The sequence below is a fragment of the Nocardiopsis coralli genome (assembly GCF_014892575.1).
Classification (GTDB): domain Bacteria; phylum Actinomycetota; class Actinomycetes; order Streptosporangiales; family Streptosporangiaceae; genus Nocardiopsis; species Nocardiopsis coralli.
Map to the genome: position 1 here is coordinate 270,604 of NZ_JADBGI010000002.1, position 20,096 is coordinate 290,699.

Annotated in this window: 12 protein-coding genes; 7 read left to right on the forward strand and 5 right to left on the reverse strand. The window is 68.3% G+C overall.

All coding sequences use genetic code 11. The features are described from left to right. Positions 1–130: 130 nt before the first annotated feature. Both pglX and IDM40_RS03075 read right to left on the reverse strand, forming a co-directional pair. Positions 131–3,889 carry a BREX-2 system adenine-specific DNA-methyltransferase PglX gene (pglX, locus tag IDM40_RS03070; RefSeq protein ID WP_328806922.1) on the reverse strand — a complete coding sequence of 1,253 codons (3,759 nt, stop codon included), beginning with the start codon at positions 3,887–3,889 and terminating at the stop codon, positions 131–133. Between the two features lie 662 nt (positions 3,890–4,551). After that, positions 4,552–5,145, reverse strand: coding sequence for an ATP-binding protein (locus IDM40_RS03075; RefSeq protein WP_193120341.1), 594 nt, complete (start codon positions 5,143–5,145; stop codon positions 4,552–4,554). A 326-nt stretch (positions 5,146–5,471) separates the two neighbouring features. On the opposite strand from IDM40_RS03075, the gene IDM40_RS03080 reads away from it, so the two are divergent. From IDM40_RS03080 to IDM40_RS03100, 5 genes are all read left to right on the forward strand, one after another. After that, on the forward strand, positions 5,472–6,335 hold the full coding sequence (locus IDM40_RS03080) for a helix-turn-helix domain-containing protein (protein ID WP_193120342.1): 864 nt from the start codon (positions 5,472–5,474) through the stop codon (positions 6,333–6,335). Continuing rightward, complete coding sequence (locus tag IDM40_RS03085) at positions 6,325–6,651, forward strand: DUF397 domain-containing protein (protein WP_193120343.1); 327 nt, start codon at positions 6,325–6,327, stop codon at positions 6,649–6,651. Before IDM40_RS03080 ends, IDM40_RS03085 begins: the two co-directional genes overlap by 11 nt. 468 nt (positions 6,652–7,119) lie before the next feature. Continuing rightward, a complete protein-coding gene (locus IDM40_RS03090) occupies positions 7,120–7,389 on the forward strand; it encodes a hypothetical protein (protein ID WP_193120344.1) in 270 nt (89 codons plus the stop codon). Beyond that, the gene (locus IDM40_RS03095) at positions 7,382–7,990 is read left to right on the forward strand and encodes a DUF6879 family protein (protein WP_193120345.1); all 609 of its coding nucleotides are present in this window, start codon (positions 7,382–7,384) and stop codon (positions 7,988–7,990) included. The genes IDM40_RS03090 and IDM40_RS03095 overlap by 8 nt, the downstream gene beginning before the upstream one ends. A 61-nt stretch (positions 7,991–8,051) precedes the next feature. Further along, a complete protein-coding gene (locus tag IDM40_RS03100; protein WP_193120433.1) occupies positions 8,052–10,424 on the forward strand; it encodes an ATP-binding protein in 2,373 nt (790 codons plus the stop codon). A 93-nt stretch (positions 10,425–10,517) separates the two neighbouring features. Here the strand turns inward: IDM40_RS03100 and pglW are convergent, their stop codons facing one another. Together pglW and IDM40_RS03110 are read right to left on the reverse strand one after the other, a co-directional pair. Continuing rightward, positions 10,518–14,819 (reverse strand): BREX system serine/threonine kinase PglW, encoded by a 4,302-nt coding sequence (pglW, locus tag IDM40_RS03105; RefSeq protein WP_193120346.1) that lies wholly within the window; start codon positions 14,817–14,819, stop codon positions 10,518–10,520. Between the two features lie 116 nt (positions 14,820–14,935). Beyond that, positions 14,936–16,660, reverse strand: coding sequence for a hypothetical protein (locus IDM40_RS03110; RefSeq protein WP_193120347.1), 1,725 nt, complete (start codon positions 16,658–16,660; stop codon positions 14,936–14,938). 187 nt (positions 16,661–16,847) lie between these two features. On the opposite strand from IDM40_RS03110, the gene IDM40_RS03115 reads away from it, so the two are divergent. Further along, positions 16,848–17,282, forward strand: a complete 435-nt coding sequence (locus tag IDM40_RS03115; RefSeq protein ID WP_193120348.1) for a hypothetical protein — start codon at positions 16,848–16,850, stop codon at positions 17,280–17,282. 121 nt (positions 17,283–17,403) lie between these two features. On the opposite strand, the gene wrbA is transcribed toward IDM40_RS03115, so the two are convergent. Beyond that, positions 17,404–18,012 (reverse strand): NAD(P)H:quinone oxidoreductase, encoded by a 609-nt coding sequence (gene wrbA / locus IDM40_RS03120; protein WP_193120349.1) that lies wholly within the window; start codon positions 18,010–18,012, stop codon positions 17,404–17,406. Between the two features lie 500 nt (positions 18,013–18,512). On the opposite strand from wrbA, the gene IDM40_RS03125 reads away from it, so the two are divergent. After that, positions 18,513–20,081 carry a TROVE domain-containing protein gene (locus IDM40_RS03125; RefSeq protein WP_193120350.1) on the forward strand — a complete coding sequence of 523 codons (1,569 nt, stop codon included), beginning with the start codon at positions 18,513–18,515 and terminating at the stop codon, positions 20,079–20,081. The last annotated feature ends 15 nt before the right edge of the window (positions 20,082–20,096 follow it).

The following is a 20,096-nucleotide window of genomic DNA, read 5'->3' on the forward strand; positions in this document are numbered from 1 at the left end:
GTTCCGGACCTGTGCCGGGCTCGGTTGCGGCAGCGGGAGCGGACCACCCTGTGACGGCCGAACCCGCTCGGGGGTTGCCCCGCCCGGGCCGAGGACGCGAGTGTCCCCGGCCCGGGGTGCGGATGCGACCTCACAGGGGCAGGGTCGGGGGCTGTTTCTTCGTCTTGCGTCCCCGTGAGCGGGCCGCAGGGCGCCAGGCGGCCATCTCCGATTCGGTGATGCCCGTGGCGTCGCGCAGCTCGGTCAGGTCCTCACGCACGTGGTCGGCGGGGGTCTCCCCGTAATCGTCCCGTTCGGTGTGCCACTGCTGCACCCACGGCAGGAGTTCGCGCAGGCCCGCGAGCAGAGGCACCATCGCGTCCCGGGTGTCGGCGTCCTTGCCCCAGCCGAGTTCGTCGTGGCGTTCGTGGGCGAGGCTGCCGAGGGCGTCGGCCTGTTGGGCGTGGTCCCAGCCGGCCCAGCCGAGCAGCAGCGTGGGGTCGGACTCGGTCTCGGCTCCCGGGTAGGAGACGAAGCGCTCCTTGGCCACGTCGAGCTTGCCCCGGTTGGACCAGTACTCGTTGCGGCGGAAATCGGGCGTCGTGTACTTGGGTGGGACAGGGATGTCGAGGCGGTGTTCGGCCTCGCCTTCGAGGAGACCGGCGTTGAGGGAGTCCTCCTTGCGCTGGAGATCCCAGACTTTTTCCCACTGCGCGCGCTTGCGCATGCCGGACTCCTTGTAACGCAGGGCGGCAAGGTAGGGCACATGCTCGGTCCTGACGATCTCGGCGACGACCTCACCGAACTCCTTGCCGGGGTCGTAGAGCGCGGCGACCCCGGCGGCATCGGGGAACAGGTCGCGGACCCGGTTCGCGAGGGAGCGCACGGTCAGCGGCTGGGCGCGCTCGGCGCCGTGGTCGTCGGGGGTGAACCACAGACGGCGGTCTTCGCACTTGTCCAGCAGCCAGGACTTGAGGGCGGCCTTCTGTTTCTTCTCCCAGGGTTCGGACTGCCAACGGCGTTTGTACTCGGGGCGTTCGAGGAGGTTGATGTTCTTGTCGGACTCGATGAGATCGATGCGCGCGGCCACGGCCTGCTTATACGCGTCCGGCCAGTGGTCGGAAATCTCGGTGATGGGTGTGGAACCGTGGCGGTTGAACCACTCGGTGGAGGCCTCACCGGCTGCCATTTTCCGGGCGAGCACGATCTCGAAGGCCCGCTCGCCCAGGTTGAGAGCGGGGACTTCGGCGGTGTCGGTGATGACCAGCTCGGCGTGCTGGTCATCGGTGAGGAGCCCGTACCGGTGGTAGACGTCCCAGTCAAGCTCTTCCTGGAGCGCGATCATTCTCTGGCGGGTCTCCGCGTGCGCCGCACAGGCTTCCTTGAGCCGGTCGGCCGTGGGGGTTTCGGCCTCCACGACGGCTGACGGTTCCAGGGCGGACAGGCGCTGCGCGAGGGAGTCGAGCTCCTTCGAGCGGTCCAGAGGAAGAGTCTTCGGAAGCGGGTACTCCTGGAGTTTGGTTCCGGTGAACTCGTATCGGCTCTCCCATTCTTCATCCTGGACCCCTCTCCCGATTCCACTACCTCCCTTGGGATGACTTACCTGCTTGAGCCAGAAGCACGCCGCCGACGAGTTCAGCACACCCATCAACTCCAGGTGCTGATCTTCTGTCGCCCCCTCCGGAAGCTTAACCATGGGAGCAGACCTATTAAAAAGCCTACCCTCGCGATCAAAGGAAAAATGATTATGAGTAGACACAAAAGCGAACGCTATCGCCAACGACGAAAAGAGTTTACTTGAATAATTCTCCAGATGAACACCCCACGGCACCTTTTGGTCTTTTATTTTTTTCCCAAAAAGAAGCCTCTCCCTAAGTGGAGACCTGAAAGGCCAAAGCGACCTGCCGAGCAGAGAGTCGCGCACGCCCAACGGAATCTCATTCTTAAGGTCTCTGTACGGATTCCTCACCACCAAGGACCCTGAGATCCTATAATCTCGAACCATATCGCCAGCCACCAAGCGTCGAACTCGGCCAGCGTCACCAAGGCGTTCAGCAGTTTTCTCGCTTGGGAGGAAGTAAGCATCATCTTGCCCGGTAGCTGTGGTTCGACCAATACTCAAGCAGACTCGCCCAATGGTATCTGTCGAGCCATTTTCTATATATTGCGCCAGATCAGGCGCACTCCCCCCTCCCAAGGACCATGGATGAGAACGAAACATTTCCCAACCCAAAGTGAGCACACTCAGCCATTCTGACTCAGTTTCCCCAGGCGCCTTCAGTTGCCCAGTTAGAGCATTCCAGACCACCCCCTCGGCTGGAATCTGTGGCTGTTCGGGCTCCCCACGAATCCCGAGGACGGCTCGAATTTTCCCGGAGTGGGAAGGTTTCATGTTGCGACCGAACAGGATCACGGTCGGCGTCCCATGCCCGGGAATATGCGCTTTGGATGTATCGATCACATGAGTGAGCCGAACCTCGTTCCTGAAGAACTCCTCGATGAGCTTCTTACCGAACTCACGCTTCATGAACGAGTTCGAGGTGATCTGGCCGACAAAACCGGCACCGACCCTGTCGCCTCCTGCCCGCCGGGCCAGGTTGAAGAAGCGCTCGGCGAACGGGACGGAGAGGGCGTAGGTCCCCTTGCAGGTGCTGTACCGCTTCCGGTAGTTCAGGTTCTCCTGCTTGTCCTTCACGGTGATGTAGGGCGGGTTGCCCACCACGGCGTGGTAGCTGGCGACGCCCAGAAGATCGAACTCGTCCTCGTACTCGAAGACGTCCTCCGAGGCGTAGCGGTGCACGGATCCCGCCGTGCCGAACAGGTCCTCCTGCCGCTGCGGGGCACCTCGGCCGTGCAGTAGAGAATCGCCCGTGGCCACAACGATGGGCCACTCGGGGTTGCTCGCGCTCAGCGCAGTGACGCCGCCTTCCTTCATCGCTGCGATGAGAAGGCGGAAACGGGCGATCGCCACCGCGTAGGGGTTCTTGTCCACTCCGTGCACGCTGCGCAGGGCGCGACTGATCAGGTCCCAGTCCGAGGCGCCCGGTTCGGCTTCACGCCATTTGTCCAGCAGACGGTGGAACGCCCCCAGCAAGAAGTGCCCCGAACCGCAGGTCGGGTCGATGAGGCGGAAACCCTGCGTTCGGGCCTGGTAGATCCGGTTGCCGTCGAGGCCGAACTCTTCGACCGCGGGCTCCAGCGTGTAATCGAGGATGAACTCCTCGACGAACTCCGGTGTCTGCAGCAGTGCGTACTTGTCCCGGGTCGCCTCCGAGAGGTCCTGGTACAGGTCTCCGAGGAACCGGGTGTTCCATTCGGGGTCGGTGAAGTCGTGGACGAGGTGGGCGTCGTCGCCCACGGTCCGCCAGAACTCGATCAGCCCCTTGGCCGCCTGGTGCGACGGCGTGATGGTCCACATGGGGTTGTGGTACCGGTCGAACAGACCGGCCATGACCGAGGAGACACCCATCTGCGCGAAGGCGTGCTCCAGCCAGTCCCGGTCGGTGCGCTCTGGCGCCTCCGGTTCCTCCTGCCTCCCTCGGAGGACCCAGGCCTCCTTCAGTTCCTGGGCGATCCCGTACCGGTCCCGCTCGTCCTTGGGTCCGGCGATGAAGGGCTGCGCCAGGAGGCCGTTGTCCTCGCAGAACCGGACGAAGACGGTGGAGAGTACCCACGCCACGGCGGCCTGGGTGATCTGTCCCTCGAGCCACTCACCCTTGGTGATCGCGGTCCGTTCACCCGCCTGGGCTTCCTCGTACTCGTGGTCGAGCTGTTCCCCGAAGCTCACCTCTTTTCCTTCGGCGTCCACGTACTTGATCGCGCCCTGATCCTGGCTGCGCTCGCGCAGATCGTCCTCCAACGAGCGAACCTGCGCCTGCAGGTCCTTCAACAGCGCTTCCTGATCGACCACGGGGGCTCCAACCACGACGAGAGGGGCGGGGTACCCCTCCATTCAACCGGTCGGAGACACCCGGACGCACCCGGAACCCGTTGATGGGGCCGATTCTCCGGCCCCATCACGCGGATCAAGGCCGTTGCTGTGGTGGCCGCCGTAGCAAGCTCTCAGCGGTGGGCCAGGTCCGGCGTCAAGAGGCGGGTGAGTGTCTCGGCGTCGGCACCTCGGCCAGGCCAGTGGAGGAGGCGACCCAGAACGAGCCCGTGGACTCCCCGAACCACACGATCAGGTGCGGGTGTCGGGCCTGCGCGGCGGCGGCCCGGGCGTGCTCGGCGGCATACTCGGACCGGTGCCCGCCCAGGCGGGGCAGCGTCTGGGCCCGGCGCTGCCGGCAGGACACGTGTGCGCACGGCGGAGCGGGGTGAGCCGCGGGTGCCCGGCGCGGCTGGTGACGCGTGATGGGCGGGCAGGAAGGCCCCGCGAGCGGTGGGCGGTGCGGCAGCGACGGGAACGAGCGGTGCCGCGGGTCGCCCGAACGTCGGGGCTGCGGGATAGGATGCGTCATCGATCCTGCTTTCTGTTCATGTGAGAGTGCTCGGATGCTGGGATCGTGTGGGCCCGGGAGGCGTTGGAGCGCTCTCCTGGGCCCGTTTCACGTCCGGGGGCGTGAGGTGTTGCTAGAGGTCGGCTTCGGGTCCGGGGTCGGGGTCGGGGCCGGTGCGTTCGGCGGTGGCAGAGCCCCAGAGGCTGCCGGTCAGGTCGTGGGCGAGGAAGAACCACACCTGGCGTCGGTCGGGGATGCCGTTGTCGCCCCAGCACGTGGCCAGGGCGTCGATCAGCGCCAGACCGCGCCCCGACTCCGCGGACAGGTCCAGGCCGTCGGCGGCGGCCCGCAGGTGCGCGCGCTGCCCGAACGGGACCGTCGTGCCGTCGCGGGATCCCTGGTCACGGCAGGTCAGACGGAGACCGTCGCGGATGCGCTCGCAGGTGAGGCTGTAGACGCCGAACGGCCGGCCCGAGTGCGAGTGGTCGAGGGCGTTGTTGGCGAGTTCGCTGCCGAGCAGGGTGAAGAGGTAGCGGTAGTCGTCGTCGCGGTCGGCGGCGCAGGTGTTCAGGAAGGCGCGCACGAGCGGCAGGTACCGGGGCGAGCCGCCGAAATCGTAGCGCCGCGTGCGGAAGTGGGCTCGGCCGGAACGCCCGGTGAAGTAGTGGCGGCAGCGGGGTCGGACCAGCTCGCCGAGCGGGACGGTGACGTCGGGCAGGTCGGCCAAGAGCTCCGGGACGGTTCCGGGTGCGGCTCCGGCTCCGGCTCCAGGTCCAGGAGCGCGGCCGGATGCGGATGCGGATCCGGACGGGTGTGCAGTTGCGGGCATGACGAACGAGCTCCTTCGCGCATGGGAGTTGAACGGGGGGTCGGCGTGCCCGCAGGGGTGGAGCTTCACGGTTCCCGCTCAGGCGGGAAGGGGCACGGCGTAGCCTGCACCGAGGACGCTGTGTGACCTCTCAGTCACTGGCTACACTGACATCTTGTCGGGCGATATACAGGATGTCAAGACTAAAACTCGATATACGAGAATGACTTGAGTAGGCTGCCCCCATGAACCATCCGATCAGCCCCACCGTGCGACGGCGGAGGCTAGCCCGAGAACTGCGACGACTGCGAGAAGGGCACGGCCTCAAACTCTCCACCGCCGCCAAGGACGCCTCTGTCCCTCAGTCCACGTTGAGCAACATCGAAGCCGCCGAAGCCCGTCGAATCAAGCCTCGCGACATCGACGCGCTTGCCGACCTATACGGGTCTTCCGATGCTCAACGTGCAGCACTTCAGGAGCTGGCTCAGGAGTCGAAGGAGAAGGGATGGTGGTCCAAGTACAAGGACGTGTTCGGCGGCAACGCCCTGCCCGACTTCGAGGTCGAGGCGTCTATGATCCGCATGTACCAATGTCAGGTCATCCCCGGGCTTCTACAGACCCCTGCCTACGCAGAGGCTGTTTTTCGAGGTGGCGGCGCCTACACGGATGACGAAGTACGTCGCAACGTCGACGCACGCATCCAACGCCAGTACACCCTGTCTCGACACAATCCGCTCCACCTGTGGGCCGTGATTGACGAAGCAGCCTTGCATCGACGGGTCAGCGATCCATCGGTGATGCGAGAGCAGCTTCAGCATCTGATCAACATGGCGATGCGGCACAACGTGAACATCCAGATCCTGCCGTTCCGTGCCGGCATGCATGCTGCGCTGTCGGGATCGTTCTTCCTTCTGGACTTTCCCAACGAGCTGGATCCGAGCATCGTCTACACCGAGACCTCGACGGATAGCCTCTTTGTCCAGGAGAGCGCGTCGGTGCAGCGTTATGTAACGATCTTCTCGAACCTGAACGCGGCCGCACATCGCCCAGCAGAGAGCGTCGGCTTCCTACAAGAGACCCTGGAGTCCAGCGAGCAGCATGTCGATTAACCACGGACTGTCCTTCTTCAAGTCCAGCTACAGTGGTGACCGCGCCGAGTGCGTCGAGGTCGCCGCCATCCCCCCGAACTTCCGCAAGAGCAGTTACAGCGGCGTCAACGGCAACTGTGTCGAGGTCGCCCACACCCCCGCCAGCTTCCGCAAGAGCAGCTACACAGGTGTGAACAACAACTGCGTCGAGGTCGCCGACCTGCCCTGCGGTGCCGCTGTCCGGGACTCCAAGAACCCGGACGCGGGCCATCTCCCCTTCCCCGCCTCGGAGTGGACCGCCTTCCTCACCTCGGCCGGCATCGGCCACCGCCCGTAGCCCACCAACCACTCCCCCTCTCGGCGCCCCGATCCACACCCCTTGGGTCGGGGCGCCGACGTGCCGGAACGGCTTCTCCGACCACGGCCGCCCCACGGACCCCATCTCCCCCGGCGCCGTTCCACCCTGCCGCTGTTCCACCCTGCCGAATTCATGCACGTGCATTTTCAGGTGCATTTCCCGGAATGCCCACCGTGCCACCCCGGACACACACTCCACGCCCTGTCGTTGTAGAATCCCAGACACATACGCAGCAAAAGACCAACGCGACTCCAGGAACCACAAAGAGCCCTGACCAGCACGGTTCCGGACATAACCAGAAACGCCTACGGAGAAGGACGCTACCCCCACCACTCCACGCGGCAAACATGATCGTGCGCGACACATTCCTCACCAGGAAGCACGTGCATTCCGTGCTATTTTTATGGTGCGCACCCAACCCCCCAGCCGTGCGCGGAAGGGCCCACGATGACACGTCCTTGGGAGGCAGACCCCACCGCCGCCATGTCCCGCCGGCTCGGAAGGTCGCCGAAGGAGCTCGGCAACACCGACAAGGCCAGCGGCTGCCCCGACCTGTGGGAACTCGACAACGGCGACATCGCCGTGATCGGCCGCGACCTGACCGACACCTACAGACGACGGCTCCCCCACGACGCCGCCATCGCCGAGGACGAGCGGCTGGTCATCATCCCGCGCAATACTCTGATATCAGCGAAAGCAGACATCCCTGATGCTTGACACCGTCGACCGCCTTTCGGGTGAACGTCTGCAACTGTCCCCCTACCAGGATGATTTCGACGCCCGACTGTCATCGCTCAGGGACGCCGACGTCTGGAAACTCGAACGGCAGCAGGATTTCCACCAGCCCGAGAGCGAGAGCTGGATGGCTTTCCGCGAAGGGCGACGGTCGGACTCGCTCCGCATTCTGGAGAAGAGCCGCCCGTCCCTGCAGAAGGCGTTCGCCGAACTCGCCCGGTCGGGCTGCACGCTCAGGCGGGTCCGCGTCGTGGAACGACCTTTCACGACCTATCTGCTGTGGGAACTGCATTCGCTGCACCTACGGGCACAGTGCGGGGAAGACGTACGGATCGTCTCCGCCGACCCCCTCGCGCGGTTCGAGAGCAGCCATCAGGTTCCGGAGCTGGTGAACTTGGGCGACGAGGTGACGTACAAGATCCTCTACGACCACCGGGGCGTACTCCGGGGCGGGGAACGGTTCACCGACCCCGCCGTCACCACACGGTGCCGGGCCGAGATCGCCGCCCTGCACGCCGAGGCCGAGCCCCTGCAGGGGTACTTCGCGCGCGAGGTGGGTGGGACGGAAGCCCACCGTGCCTGACCACAGACACCCCCACCCGGACGAGGACCCCGACGGGGCAGCGTCCGGTCCGCGGACCGGCATGGCGGACGTGTCCGGCCGGGCCGTGCAGGCGCGTGACGTGCAGGGCGGCGTGCACTTCCACGGGCACGGCCCGGACCCAGGCCGGCCCCCGGTGCCCCGGCAACTCCCCGGTGACGTGCACGGGTTCGTCAACCGGCTGGGCGAGACGGAGGTACTCAGCGCCCGCCTGCGCGGTGCGGGGGAGGATGCGGGGCCCGAGGCACCGATCCACGTCATCACCGGTACCGCGGGCGTGGGCAAGACCGCGCTGGCCCTGCATTGGGCGCACCGGGTCCGGGAACACTTCGCCGACGGACAGCTCTACGTGGACCTGCGCGGGTACGGTCCGGGTCCGGTCCTGCCCCCGGACCAGGTGCTGGACCGGTTCCTGCGCGCGCTGGGGGTCGCGGCCGACACGGTCCCCGCCGACCTCGACAGCCGTGCTGCCCTCTACCGCTCCCTGCTGGCGGACCGGCGTGCCCTCGTCCTGCTCGACAACGCCTCGTCCGCCGCACAGGTGCGTCCACTGCTGCCCGGCTCCTCCGGGTGCATGGTGCTCATCACGAGCAGGGACCGCCTCTCCGGCTTGGTCGCCAGGGACGGGGCCCAGCGCCTCACCGTGCGTACCCTGGCCCCCGCCGAGGCCGTGGAACTGCTGGAACACGTCACCGTGCACGACCGGCCCAAGGACGACCCCGAGGAGATCTCGGAGTTGGCCCGGCTGTGCGCGCAGCTCCCCCTGGCCCTGCGCATCGCCGCCGAACGTGCGGCGAGCCGGTCCCACATGCCCCTCGGAGAACTCATCCAGGACCTACGCGACGAGTCCGGGCTCTGGGACGCACTGGCCACCGATGACGAGGAGGAGGCCGACGCGGTCCATTCCGTCTTCGCCTGGTCCTACCGGGCCCTGCCGGAGGAGACCGCGCGCCTGTTCCGCCTGTTGGGGCTGCACCCGGGCCACGACTTCGACGCTGGGGCTGCGGCCGCTCTGGCCGGTGTCCCGGTCCGCCGGGCACGCAGAATCCTGGACTCCCTCGTGGGTGCGCACCTGGTGGAGCAGTCCGGGCGCGACCGGTACCGCTTCCACGACCTCCTGCGCTCCTATGCGCTGGACCAAGCGCGTCGCGAGGAGGACCCGGAACAGCACCGCGAAGCGCTCGAGCGCCTGCTCACCTGGTATTTGCGGACCGCAGACTCCGCAGCCCGAGCGCTGGACTCGCCCCTGCGCCACAGTGGGCCCGGCCCGGAATCGGGCGAAGGTGCAGGGCAGGGCGTTCCCGGGTTCGCCGGACACTCCGAAGCGGTCCGCTGGTTCGAGACGGAGTCCAAGAACCTGGTCACGATGGCCGAAACCGCCGCGTCGGCAGGCATGGACCACATCGCCTGGCGCCTGCCCGTAGTCCTGCGGCACGACTTCGTGTACCGGGCTCCGATGAGCGAATGGGTCACCGCCACCCTGCTCGGTCTGGGCGCTGCACGGCGCGAGCAGGAACAGGCTGCCGAGGCCGACCTGTCGGAGAGCCTGGGGATGGCCTACGTGCAGTCCCACCGGTGGGAGGAGGCCAAGGCCCACCACCAGCGCGCTCTGCGGTTGCGCCAGGAGGCAGGCGACCGTTTCGGCGAGGCCATGTCGCTCAACGCTCTGGGGCTGGCCCTGCTGCGCGAGCACCGGCTCGACGAGGCACGGGACCATTTCGAACGGTCCTTGGCCGAGGTCCGGCTCCTGGGAGAGCGGCGCTGGGAGGGGATCGCGCTCGGCAACCTGGCCGACGCGCTGCTCGATTCGGGGCGCCCGCAGGAGGCGGTGTCGCCGGCCGAAGAGGCCGTCGCGATCCACCGGGAGACCGGCAACAGGATGAGCGAGTTCGCCTGCCTGGTCTGCGTGGGCGCGGCATGGCGGGAGCTGGGCCGGACCGACCGCGCACTCGAGTGGGCCCAGCGAGCCCTCGATGTCGCCCGCGAACTGGGCAACTCCGTCAGGGAAGGGTTCGCGCTCCTGGAGCTCGGCCGGGTCCACGTGGATCTCGGGAACTCGGAGGAGGCCCTGGCCTGCTTCCACGAGGCTGCCGTCCTGCACCGCCGGATCGGCGACCATGCGCGCGAGGCCGAGGCCTTCGAGGGTGCGGGCGTGGCCTACGACGCTCTCCGGCTGCCCGGCGAGGCCGCCAAATTCTACCTGCAGGCCGTACACGGGTACCGGAAGAAGGGCCTGCGGTGGAAGCTCGCGGTCTGCCTGGACCGGTTGGCGTCGGTGTCGGCCGCGACCGGGAACCACGAAGCGGCGCGCGAGAGTCGGCAGGCCGCCCTGGAGGCCCTGGAGGGCTTCACCGATCCGCAGGCCGTGCGCCTGCGCGGGGAGATCCGTGTGCGCGCGGGAGACAGGGACACGTGACAAACCCGTGTGCACCTGCCTCGGTCACTGTTCGGCCACCGACATACGTGGACGCTGTTCCCCTGCGACCGGGGGCCAGCGTCCACGCAGACCTCAGCCCATCAGGAGTGGCTCCGGCGCGGAGAACCCGCGCGGCAGGAGCACCTGTTCGGCATCGGCGATGATGCCCGCAGGTTCCCCGTCCAACAAAGCCGGGGACTGTGGGCCGCGCATCGGACACAGCAGCCACAGTCCGTGCGGGGACCGACCGGACTCCCGTGCCTCTTCCGCCAGCCGGCCGAGCAGGGCGCGTCCCTGCTCGTAGCGCGCCAGGGGCGTGGCCCGGTGCAGGAGCACCACACCGTGCCCGTGGTGTGCAGCGGAGCCGGCCTCACGCACCCGCTCGCCCACACGCTGCAGGGCCAGTTCCAGCATGGTCTGGAAAGGTCGCGGCCTGGGACGGCTGCTGTCGGCCTGGGTCAGATGGCGCCAGGTCAGCCCCTTGCCCTTCTCCTGTCGGACCTCGTCCATGGCCTGGACGAACTCGGCCGAGACATCGAAGGGGACGACGCCCGGCATGTTCCCGATCTGCTCGGCACTGCGCTCGGTGTCGGGGAGCCAGGTCTTCAACGCCCGGTAACCGCCCCGTTCCACCGCACGTCCCAGACGCTCCCACGTCTCCTGGGACACGGCGTCCACCCTGCCCGGTTCCCGGTGACCGGTGTGGGTGGAGGGCTCATAGGTGGTGAACTCCGGTTCGATGAACCAGCGCACGCTCTCACCCACCACGTCTTCCCGCAGCTTGTGCGGATGGCGGGCCCGCAGCAGCTCGCGGAGCTGCCCCTCCTGTGGCGTGGGTAGAGCGGGGAACCGCGAGCGGACACGGTCCTGGATCTGTTCCGGTTTGATCCCGGGCCGACCCAGATAGCCGACCGCCTGAGTGATGCGCAGCGCCCGATCCAGGTCGAGGTCGTCGGGGTACAGCTCCAGACGCGGTGTCGCCTCGGCCCGCTCCGACGCTGCCACGGCCGTCCGGACCAAGGCGGTGTCGTTCCAGGGTTCCATGCCCTCGGGGGTGTCCACCGCGCGCAGGGCATCGCGCACCGTCCCGGGGCCGGGCAAGGAATCGGCGCCACCGAAGTCGACGAGCTGGTCAGCACGGCGGCCCAGAAGCGCGGCATAATCCAGCAGATCGCTCTCGACGGGCACGGTCGGGTCGTCATCGATCACCTGAGCGGCGATCACCCCGCGGGCGAAACGCCGCACCACGAACCGTTGCTCCTGCCGCTGCGCCTCGTACTCGACGAGCACACGCACCACGGCCAGGGCGAAGACGGCCCGCTCGTACCCATCCAGGGAGGAACCCCTCATGGCGAGCAGTTCCGAAGCGATCTGACGGACCTCGCCCACCCGGTTCCCGCGCTCGAGGATGCCCTCGACATCCCCACGCACCGAACCCAGGAGGGAGGCGTTCTTGCTCCAGTGGGTGTGTGCCTTGTCCAGGCTCCGGTCGACCAGGGCAGTGGTGAGGCCCAGTCTCTCTGCGACCTCCCGCCGGGTGGGCCACCAGTCCGCGTAGCCCTGCTTGCCCTCCGGCAGGCCGATCAACTCACGTACGACGCCGACCCATTCCCTGTTGTCATCGGTGGTGACCGGGAGGAACTGGCGCAGCACCTGGTCCAGGGACGCGCTGCGCTTGGTCTCGTCGTCAGCCCCGCTGGGAAGCCTGGCGGGGGTGGGAACGGCGTACTCGGCCACGTCCAGGCGCTTGCGCCAGTAGGTGGCGGCACGGTTGAGTTCGTTGCGCACGGCCAGCGTCGATCCGCGCATGTGGGTGATGTCCCTGACGGGCCTGCGCAGTAGCTCCCCGACCGTCTCACAGCGCAGGATCCTCCGGGCCGTGTCCACCGCCAACGGCGTCAGCCCCGCCAGATGCAGCGGGGTGGCCGCTTCGGCGCTCTCCATGTTGCGCCTGAGTGTCTCCTCGTCCTCCTCCTTGGCCTCTTGGTGGGACGTCGTGTGGAAACATCCCTCCCAGGCCTCACGCATGGCCGAGAGCGAGGCGAACCGTTGCCCGGTGCGCCGGTGCAACGACGTGTGGAAGAACCTGCGGAACGCGTCCTCGACCGGACCGGGAAAGGCCTTCAACGCGTCCTTCGACAGGCGCGGGACCGTGACCTCACTATCGAGGAACTCGGGGTCGACCCCGTCCTCGTCCCAGACAGGGAGTTCACCCGTGGCCATCTCGTGCAGCGTGACCGCCAGGGCATACCGTTCGGCGAACGCATCGTAGGGACGGTTCGGCCCCAGGAACGGGTCGAGGTAGCCGCGGGTGCCGGCCGAGGTGTTGCCGACAGGCGTCCGGGAGAGGGAGAAGTCGTAGAGCACCAGGGCCCGGGCCTTCTTGGGGGTCTGGTGCACCCCCAGGTTGGCGGGTTTGATGTCGCGGTGGAAGACTTCCTCCTCCCGGTCCTCCAGGAACTCCACCGACTCGAACAGGTGCTGGCCGAAGGTACGCAGCTCACCGGTGGTCAGGGACCCCTGACGCGCCAGGTAGTCGGCCAGGGTTCTCTGGCCGGCGCGCTCCAGGAGCAGCACGGTGCGCTCCCCCACCTCCTGGATTCCGGGCGTTCCCCCTTCCTCCGCGGACGCGGGGCGCACGATCCGGGGATGGGAACCGACCGCGCGCAGGGTCTCCGCTTCGGCGCGCAGAGCACGGGCAGCGGACTCCTGATTGAGCGCGACCTTGTAGACCAGTTCACGTCCGGTGCGCTCGTGGTGCATCAACAGGGCACGGGCCGTTGCGCCCTTGCCGAGTACCTCACTGACCTTCCACCCCTGGACCACCTGGTCACCACGCCGGGCATTCAGAGGGTCGGTGATGACCTCGGGCAGGGTGAGGTACTCCTCGACCACGTCGAGGCCGCGCAGGAACGCCGGTACGGTTGCCATCCGTTCGCCCGGGGAGCGCTGGGTCGCCTCGCGCACGAGCGTGTCCAGCTGGGGGATGATGTCATCGCTGACCGCAGCCGGGGTCAGGCATCCGTGCTCCTGTATGGCCTGGCTCAGCTCCGGGCGATCACGCGCCGGGGGCCGACCCGTGAAGATCAGATAGGTGAGCGCACCCAGGCCGAAGAGGTCCTGGGGGGCAGCACGCCCGGTGTAGTCGGGAAATTCAGGTGCCAGGTAACCCGCGGCCGCCCGCTCGACGTGTGCCGCCAGCGCTCGGCTCCCCAAGGCCTCCTCCAGGTGTGCGGTCGCCCCGCTCGTCTGCCCGGTACGGCCACCGCGCAGACGCACGCTCTCCCGGGAGGCCACCTGCCAGTCGGCGATGTGGAGACGGGGATAATTGCCGTCCATCTCCACCCACACGCTGCGGGCGGCCAGGGCCCGGTGGTAGAGGCGGTTGCGGTGGGCGTGGTTGACCGCCTCGGCGAGCTGGCGCACCATCTCCATCCGAGTGTCGACCTGGAGTTCCGCACCGCGGTCGGCCATGAAATGGTCCAACTGCTGCCAGGACTTTCGGTGGGCGAAGGCGATAGCCGGCCCCAGGTCCTTGCCCGACTCCTCGAGGACACCGAAGTATTCGGCCTTCACGATGCCTTCGTGGGAGATGCCCCCGAGGGACATGTACTCGCGTTTGGCGGCCTTCTCGACAGAGCGCCGCTCGTCCGCGTCGGCGTGCTCCCCGTAGTGGTAGAGCCGCACCCGGGTCTCGGACCCGAGCCGTGCATGCTCGGCTTCGTAGTCGGTCCAGGTCGGCCCGCTGTCCATCGAACGTTTGGCCAGGTTGTACTCCCCCAGTTGCATCGCCCGGTCCATCGGAACGATGCCGATCTTCTCCATGAGTCGGGACACATGTCGGAGAAAGTCAGGATCGACGCGGCGCTTGGGCGCGCCGAGGAAACGGTCCCAGATGCCGGGCAACCGGGTCTGCTGCTCCTTGCCGTCGCGCCCGAACACATTGACCTGCTGAACCTCGTCGAATTCCGCACGCAGCCCCGGGTCCGAGAGGAAGACGCCGGCTTCGATGAAGGGGACGGTGACACGCAGGTTGAGTTGGCCCACTGCCCACTGCAGGCGGCTCTTGAGTTCCTTGGCCTTCTGGTCGGTCAGGTGCAGGGGGTTGGTGATGGTCCTGCGCCGAAAACGGTCCCCGCCCGAGAAGGTCCATTGGTTACCCCGGTTGACGACGTGTCCGGGATGGCTCTTGATCTCGACGAGAAAGGCCCCGGTGGGGGTGACCATGAACAGGTCGCACTCGCGAATGCGCTGGTTGTGGGCCGTGAACGTGAAGCCCGGCCAAGCACGGTAATGGTTCGATGTGCCGTGTCTGAGGAAGCTCTCCTTGACGTGGTCGAGAGCGGCCTGTTCCCAGGGGAACTCCGAGGGATTGTCCCACCACCGGTCCGGCATCCGAGTGCTCCCTGTCCAGTTCTGTGTCGCATGAGGGCTCATCCAGGATAGAAGAGCGGATCTGCACCCAGTGAGCGGCAAGGGCGAGCGGCTGCGGGCCGGGCGCGAGTCCGGTCTCAGTTGGTCCTGGTGTTGGTCAGGTGGCGGCCGATGTAACCCACGACGACGATCCCGTGCTCAGCGGTGCAGTCCATGAAGTACACCCGCGGAGATATCGAACCGCGCGAGTCCAGCTTGATGTGCGCCTCCATGAGCACCTCGCCCTCGGGGGCGATGTCTTCCGGGACGGGGAAGATGCGCTCGTGGCCGTACTTGTCGAGGGTCACCTGGCTCTCCGACATCGCGAGCTGCTTGAGCGCGACGGCCTCCCCGTCGCCCGGGGGGTTGCTGCAGTACTCGTGGAAGGCCCCGGCGAAGTCCTCGCTCTTGGCGGCGGCGTAACCGTCCAGGGAGACGAGCGCACGCCAGGCCTTTCCGGCCCACACGGCGGCCTTGGAACCACCGGTCTCGTCGAGTTCGAGGGCCTGGGACTCGTCCCCGGTGAAGCAGACGCGGGGGCGGCCGGCGCAGGCGCCCAGGAGCTCGTCGAAGGAGGTCGGGGCCTCCTGCACCTCGGTGGCCTCGGCCGACCGGATCTCGTCCTCGCGACCGGTGCGGCGCAGGGCCGCACGGAGCCGGCCGACCTCGTTCTGGACCCGGTGGAGCTCGTGCTGGTCCACGAAATGGTCGGCGAACGCGTCCTCCAGGTCGGACGTCAGTTTTTCGTTCAGTTCGGTCAGCGAGGCGACCCGGAGCTCGGCGAGCTCCTTGCTCTTGCGCAGGTCGGCGATCTCCTTGTCCGCGAGTTCCAGAAGCGCCGCGGTCTCCTTCAGGTCGGCACGGAGCTCCTCCACCGAGTTGCGGTCGGGCGCGGCGCGTACGCTCTCCAGCTCCCGCTCCCGGGACTCGCGTTCCTGGCGCAAGACATCGGCGAAGGCCGCATGCCGGAGCGCGGAGGGCTGCACGGCCTGACGCGCGCGGTCCTGCACCCCGCGGGCCACAACCGCGGCCCCTCCCCTGCCCCGGACACCCGTCAACCGTGCTGCGGACAGGACACGGTGCCGGTGCGCGTCGCCGGGGTCCTCGGGGTCGAGCCCGGGCAGGTAGGTGCGGATTCCACCCGGATCGATGCGGAGAGCGTGTCCGAGTTCGGCCTTGAGGGCGTTGGCCGCGGCGGAGTCCTCGAGTTCGTACAGGGTGGCGAACCCTGCGGCCTGTCGGAACAGGTTGTCCACCGTCCGTCGCCACTCGGGGTCCGGCCGTTTGGAGGGGCGGGCGGCGACGATGCAGGGCAGGCGGCGTTGGGCATTGGTCAGAACCCTGACCAGCTGTGGGATGTACACCCCGGTCATGACGGCCGGTCGCTGGTGCACGCGCGCGGAGCCGTCACGCACGGGCAGGTGCCCGGTGAGTTCACGGATCACGCGTGGAGGCTTGGGGTCGGTCACCGCCTGCCCCTCCTCAGGGCTGTATTCCAGGTCGACCCCGGCCCAGCCCTCCCCCGGCCCGGTACTCACCGCGGTCAGGGTCGTCTGCCAGAGGCCTTCCTCCTTGGCCTCACGCAGTCGGAAGCGCACCCCCGTCTCGCTTCCGTCCTGCGCATAAGCGCTGGCCACGTCGAGAACCACGTGCTCCGCGAGGAGGTGCCGCCCCGAGGCCTGTGGGATCACGGCCTGGCGGTGTTTGCTGCGCACCCAGTCGACGCCGCGGCGGCGCACGGTGGCCAGGAGGTCGAAATCGCCGTCCCCCTGTACGGGGAGTACGGCCCGGTGGACGAGGGGTGAGGGGGCTGGTTCGGCCATGAGCGCTCCGGGGGTCGTGGTGGCTGCGAGGGAAGCGGGACACAGTCCCGTTCAGCCTACGGCCGGGGACCGACGAACGGCCGCCGATCGCGCAGCCTCCCCGGGCAGGAAACCGGTGGACGAGGCGCCGGAAATCCGGCCTGTGGACAACCCCTCCGGGCCGGGTCGGGCGGGCGATACTCGGGACATGGCGCTTTCCCTCTCCCACGTCCTGCTGTCGGCCCTGTTCACCGATCTGCCCCACCAGAACCACATCCTCACCCTGCACACCGGAATGGCGCGGTCCACGGCCATCGACCGCCGGGCAGACGGGTTCGAGGTCGAGCACCCGGAAGTGGTGGAACGGTTGTGCACCGCCCTCGCCCGCGGGGACCTCGCGTCGGTGGTGCTGCGCAGCTTCACCGACCAGGTCTCACACACCCGCCCCGACGGGGTGGAGATCCCCATGAAGCTGGTCCGCGGCTGGGTGGCCTCCGACCGCACGCTGTACCCCCTCGACGAGGCCGCGATGTTCGACGCGCACTGCATGGACGCGGCCTCGGGTGAGCCGCTCTCGCCGGAGGAGGGGGTGATCTACACGGGGGCGCCGGAGGTGGATCTGGCCGTGTTCCACGAGAACTGAGGGGGTGGAAGGTTCGGGCCCCTGCGAGCTGCCGACCGTGCACCTGCTGACCGCAGCGGGTGACGGCCGCCGAGGACCGGGGCGGGGCGGCGCGGCCCCGACCCGGCAGCACATGCGGTGATCAGGCGTTCTTCAGCGCCGCGGCGACGGAGACCGCGCGGCGGACCTGCACACGCGCCGCGTCCTTGGTGACGTCGCCGACCTTGAGTTCGCCCTGACCGGCGACGTGGCCGGTGCCGTAGGGGTTGCCGTCGACGAACTTGGCGCCGTCGGTGTAGCCGGGGGCGACCAGGATGCCGCCGAAGTGGTGGATCGTGTTGTAGAGCGCCAGCAGCGTGGACTCCTGGCCGCCGTGCTCGGTCGAGCTGGAGACGAAACCGCTGTAGACCTTGTCGGCGAGCAGGCCCTGCTGCCACTGGCCGCCCAGGGAGTCGAGGAACTGCTTGAGCTGGGAAGCGACGTTGCCGAAGCGGGTCGGCGTCCCGAACAGCACCGCGTCGGCCCACACGGCATCGTCCGGTGTCGCCTCGGGGGTGTGCTGGTCGGCGTCGACGTTCTCGCGCCATGCCGGGTTGGAGTCGATCGCCGCGTCGGGGGCCAGTTCGGCGGCTCTGCGCAGCCGGACCTCTGCCCCGGCCGCCTCTGCCTCGGCTGCAAGGAAGTGCGCGATCTCGGCGATGGTGCCGGTCGACGAGTAGTAGATGATGCTGAGCTTGACGGGCTGGGTCATGGTTCCCCTCCTGGCGGTACGACGTGTCGCTTTCGGGAGGACTCTATCCAGGAATTAGTTTCCCAGCAAGATTTACTCCAGGAAGGCAAAGTTCACGCACCCGCCCCTACCTGCAGAGGGGGCGGACCGGAGACGGCAACGTGCGACCGGCCGAGGCAGGGTCTCCCCGCTCCTCTCGGCCCGGGCGCCCGTGTGAGGGCCGGCGTCTCCGACCGGGTCGCAAAAACCCCTGGAACCACGGCGGTCCTGGCCCTTAGGGTCGTGGCTCAGCACCCTCCCGGTGCACCACGATCTCGGGAGGCAGGATGCCGACGGACGGGCCCGGTGCGCAGGCCCGGGGTTACTTCCATTCAGGATGGGGTTGTTGCGGGTTCGAGTCCCGTCGCCGGTCGTGAGGCCGGTGTAGCTCAATCGCGTAGAGCGCCTTCGTACCCCGGGCCGTTCCGATCTCGGGCCCGTCCGCCGGTGTTCGGCTCCTCCCGGACCGGAAGGAGCCCCCCATGGCCAAGTTCAACCGTCCGGGCGCCCGGCCCGCCGGTATCAGCCCGGTGCTCTCCGAGGCGGCGCCCACCGGGGCGACGCACGAGGGCGGGCCCGGTCACGGGCGGTCGGCCGAGTCCGAGCTGTGGTTGCTGGCAGTGCACAACATGGTCGGCGAGCAGACCTTCTACGAGTCCGCAGCAGAGCGCGACAGCCGGTTCGTGCAGCTGGTGCACGAGGTCGCCGTCGCCGATCCGGTGTGGTTCACGGGGTTCGTGCGGTGGCTGCGGCACGGCGCCCACATGCGTTCGGCGTCGCTGGTGGCGGCGCTCGAGGGCGTGCGTGCCCGGGTGCAGGCCGGTGAGCACGGACATTCCCGACAGATGGTGTCGGCCGTGTTGGCCCGCGCCGACGAACCGGGTGAGGCCCTGGCGTACTGGACCGGACGGTACGGGCGCGCGCTGCCCAAGCCCCTCAAGCGCGGGGTGGCCGATGCGGTCCAGCGCCTGTACACGGAGCGTGCCCTGGTCAAGTACGACACGGGTTCGCGTGCCTGGCGGTTCTCGGACGTGCTCAACCTGGTGCACGCCTCGCCCGCGGCCGACCGGCCCTGGCAGAGCGCGCTCTTTGTGCACGCGCACGAGCGTCGCAACGAGCGCGGGGTGCGCCCGGACGCCGGGACGCTGCCGCTCGTCGCCGCACACGGGGCCTTTCCCGAGCGGGTGCATCGGGACCCCGAGCTGCTCCTGGACCCCGACGAGCTGCGCCGGGCCGGCTTCACATGGGAAGGCGCCCTGTCGCTGGCCGGCGGACGGGTGGACCAGGCGCGGCTGTGGGAGGCGCTGATCCCGTCGATGGGGTACATGGCGCTGCTGCGGAACCTGCGCAACTTCGACCGTTCGGGTGTCTCGGACGCCGTGGCCGAGCAGGTCGCGGCGCGCCTGGCCGACCCCGCCGAGGTCGCGCGTTCCCGGCAGCTGCCGATGCGTTTCCTGTCCGCCCACCGTGCGGCGCCGTCGCTGCGGTGGGGCCAGGCGCTCGAACGCGGCCTGCAGGCGTCGCTGGCCCAGGTCCCGGAACTCTCGGGGCGCACGTTGGTGCTGGTCGACCGGTCGGGGTCGATGAGCGGTGCGCTGTCGGCGCGGTCCGACCTGAACCGGGCGGACGCGGCGGCGGTGTTCGGTTCCGCCCTCGCGCTGCGCTGCCGGAACGCGGACCTGGTGGAGTTCGGCACCGATTCGGGTCCGGTGGAGGTCGCGCGGGGCGACGCGGTCCTGCGTGTGATGGACCGGTTCTCGTGGCGGGGAGGCACCAACACCTCGGCGGCTCTGCGCGCCCACTACCGGGGACATGACCGCGTCGTTCTGATCACCGACGAGCAGGCCGCGCCCTCCCGCCTGGGGACGCCGGACGCACAGGTCCCGGCTCCGGTCCCGATGTACACCTGGAACCTGGCCGGGTACCGGCACGGACACGCGCCGTCCGGGACCGGCACCCGGCACACCTTCGGCGGCCTGAGCGACGCCGCGTTCCGGATGATCCCGCTGTTGGAACGCGGGGCGGACGCCCCCTGGCCCTGGGAGGGCTGACCCGGGCCGGGGCGG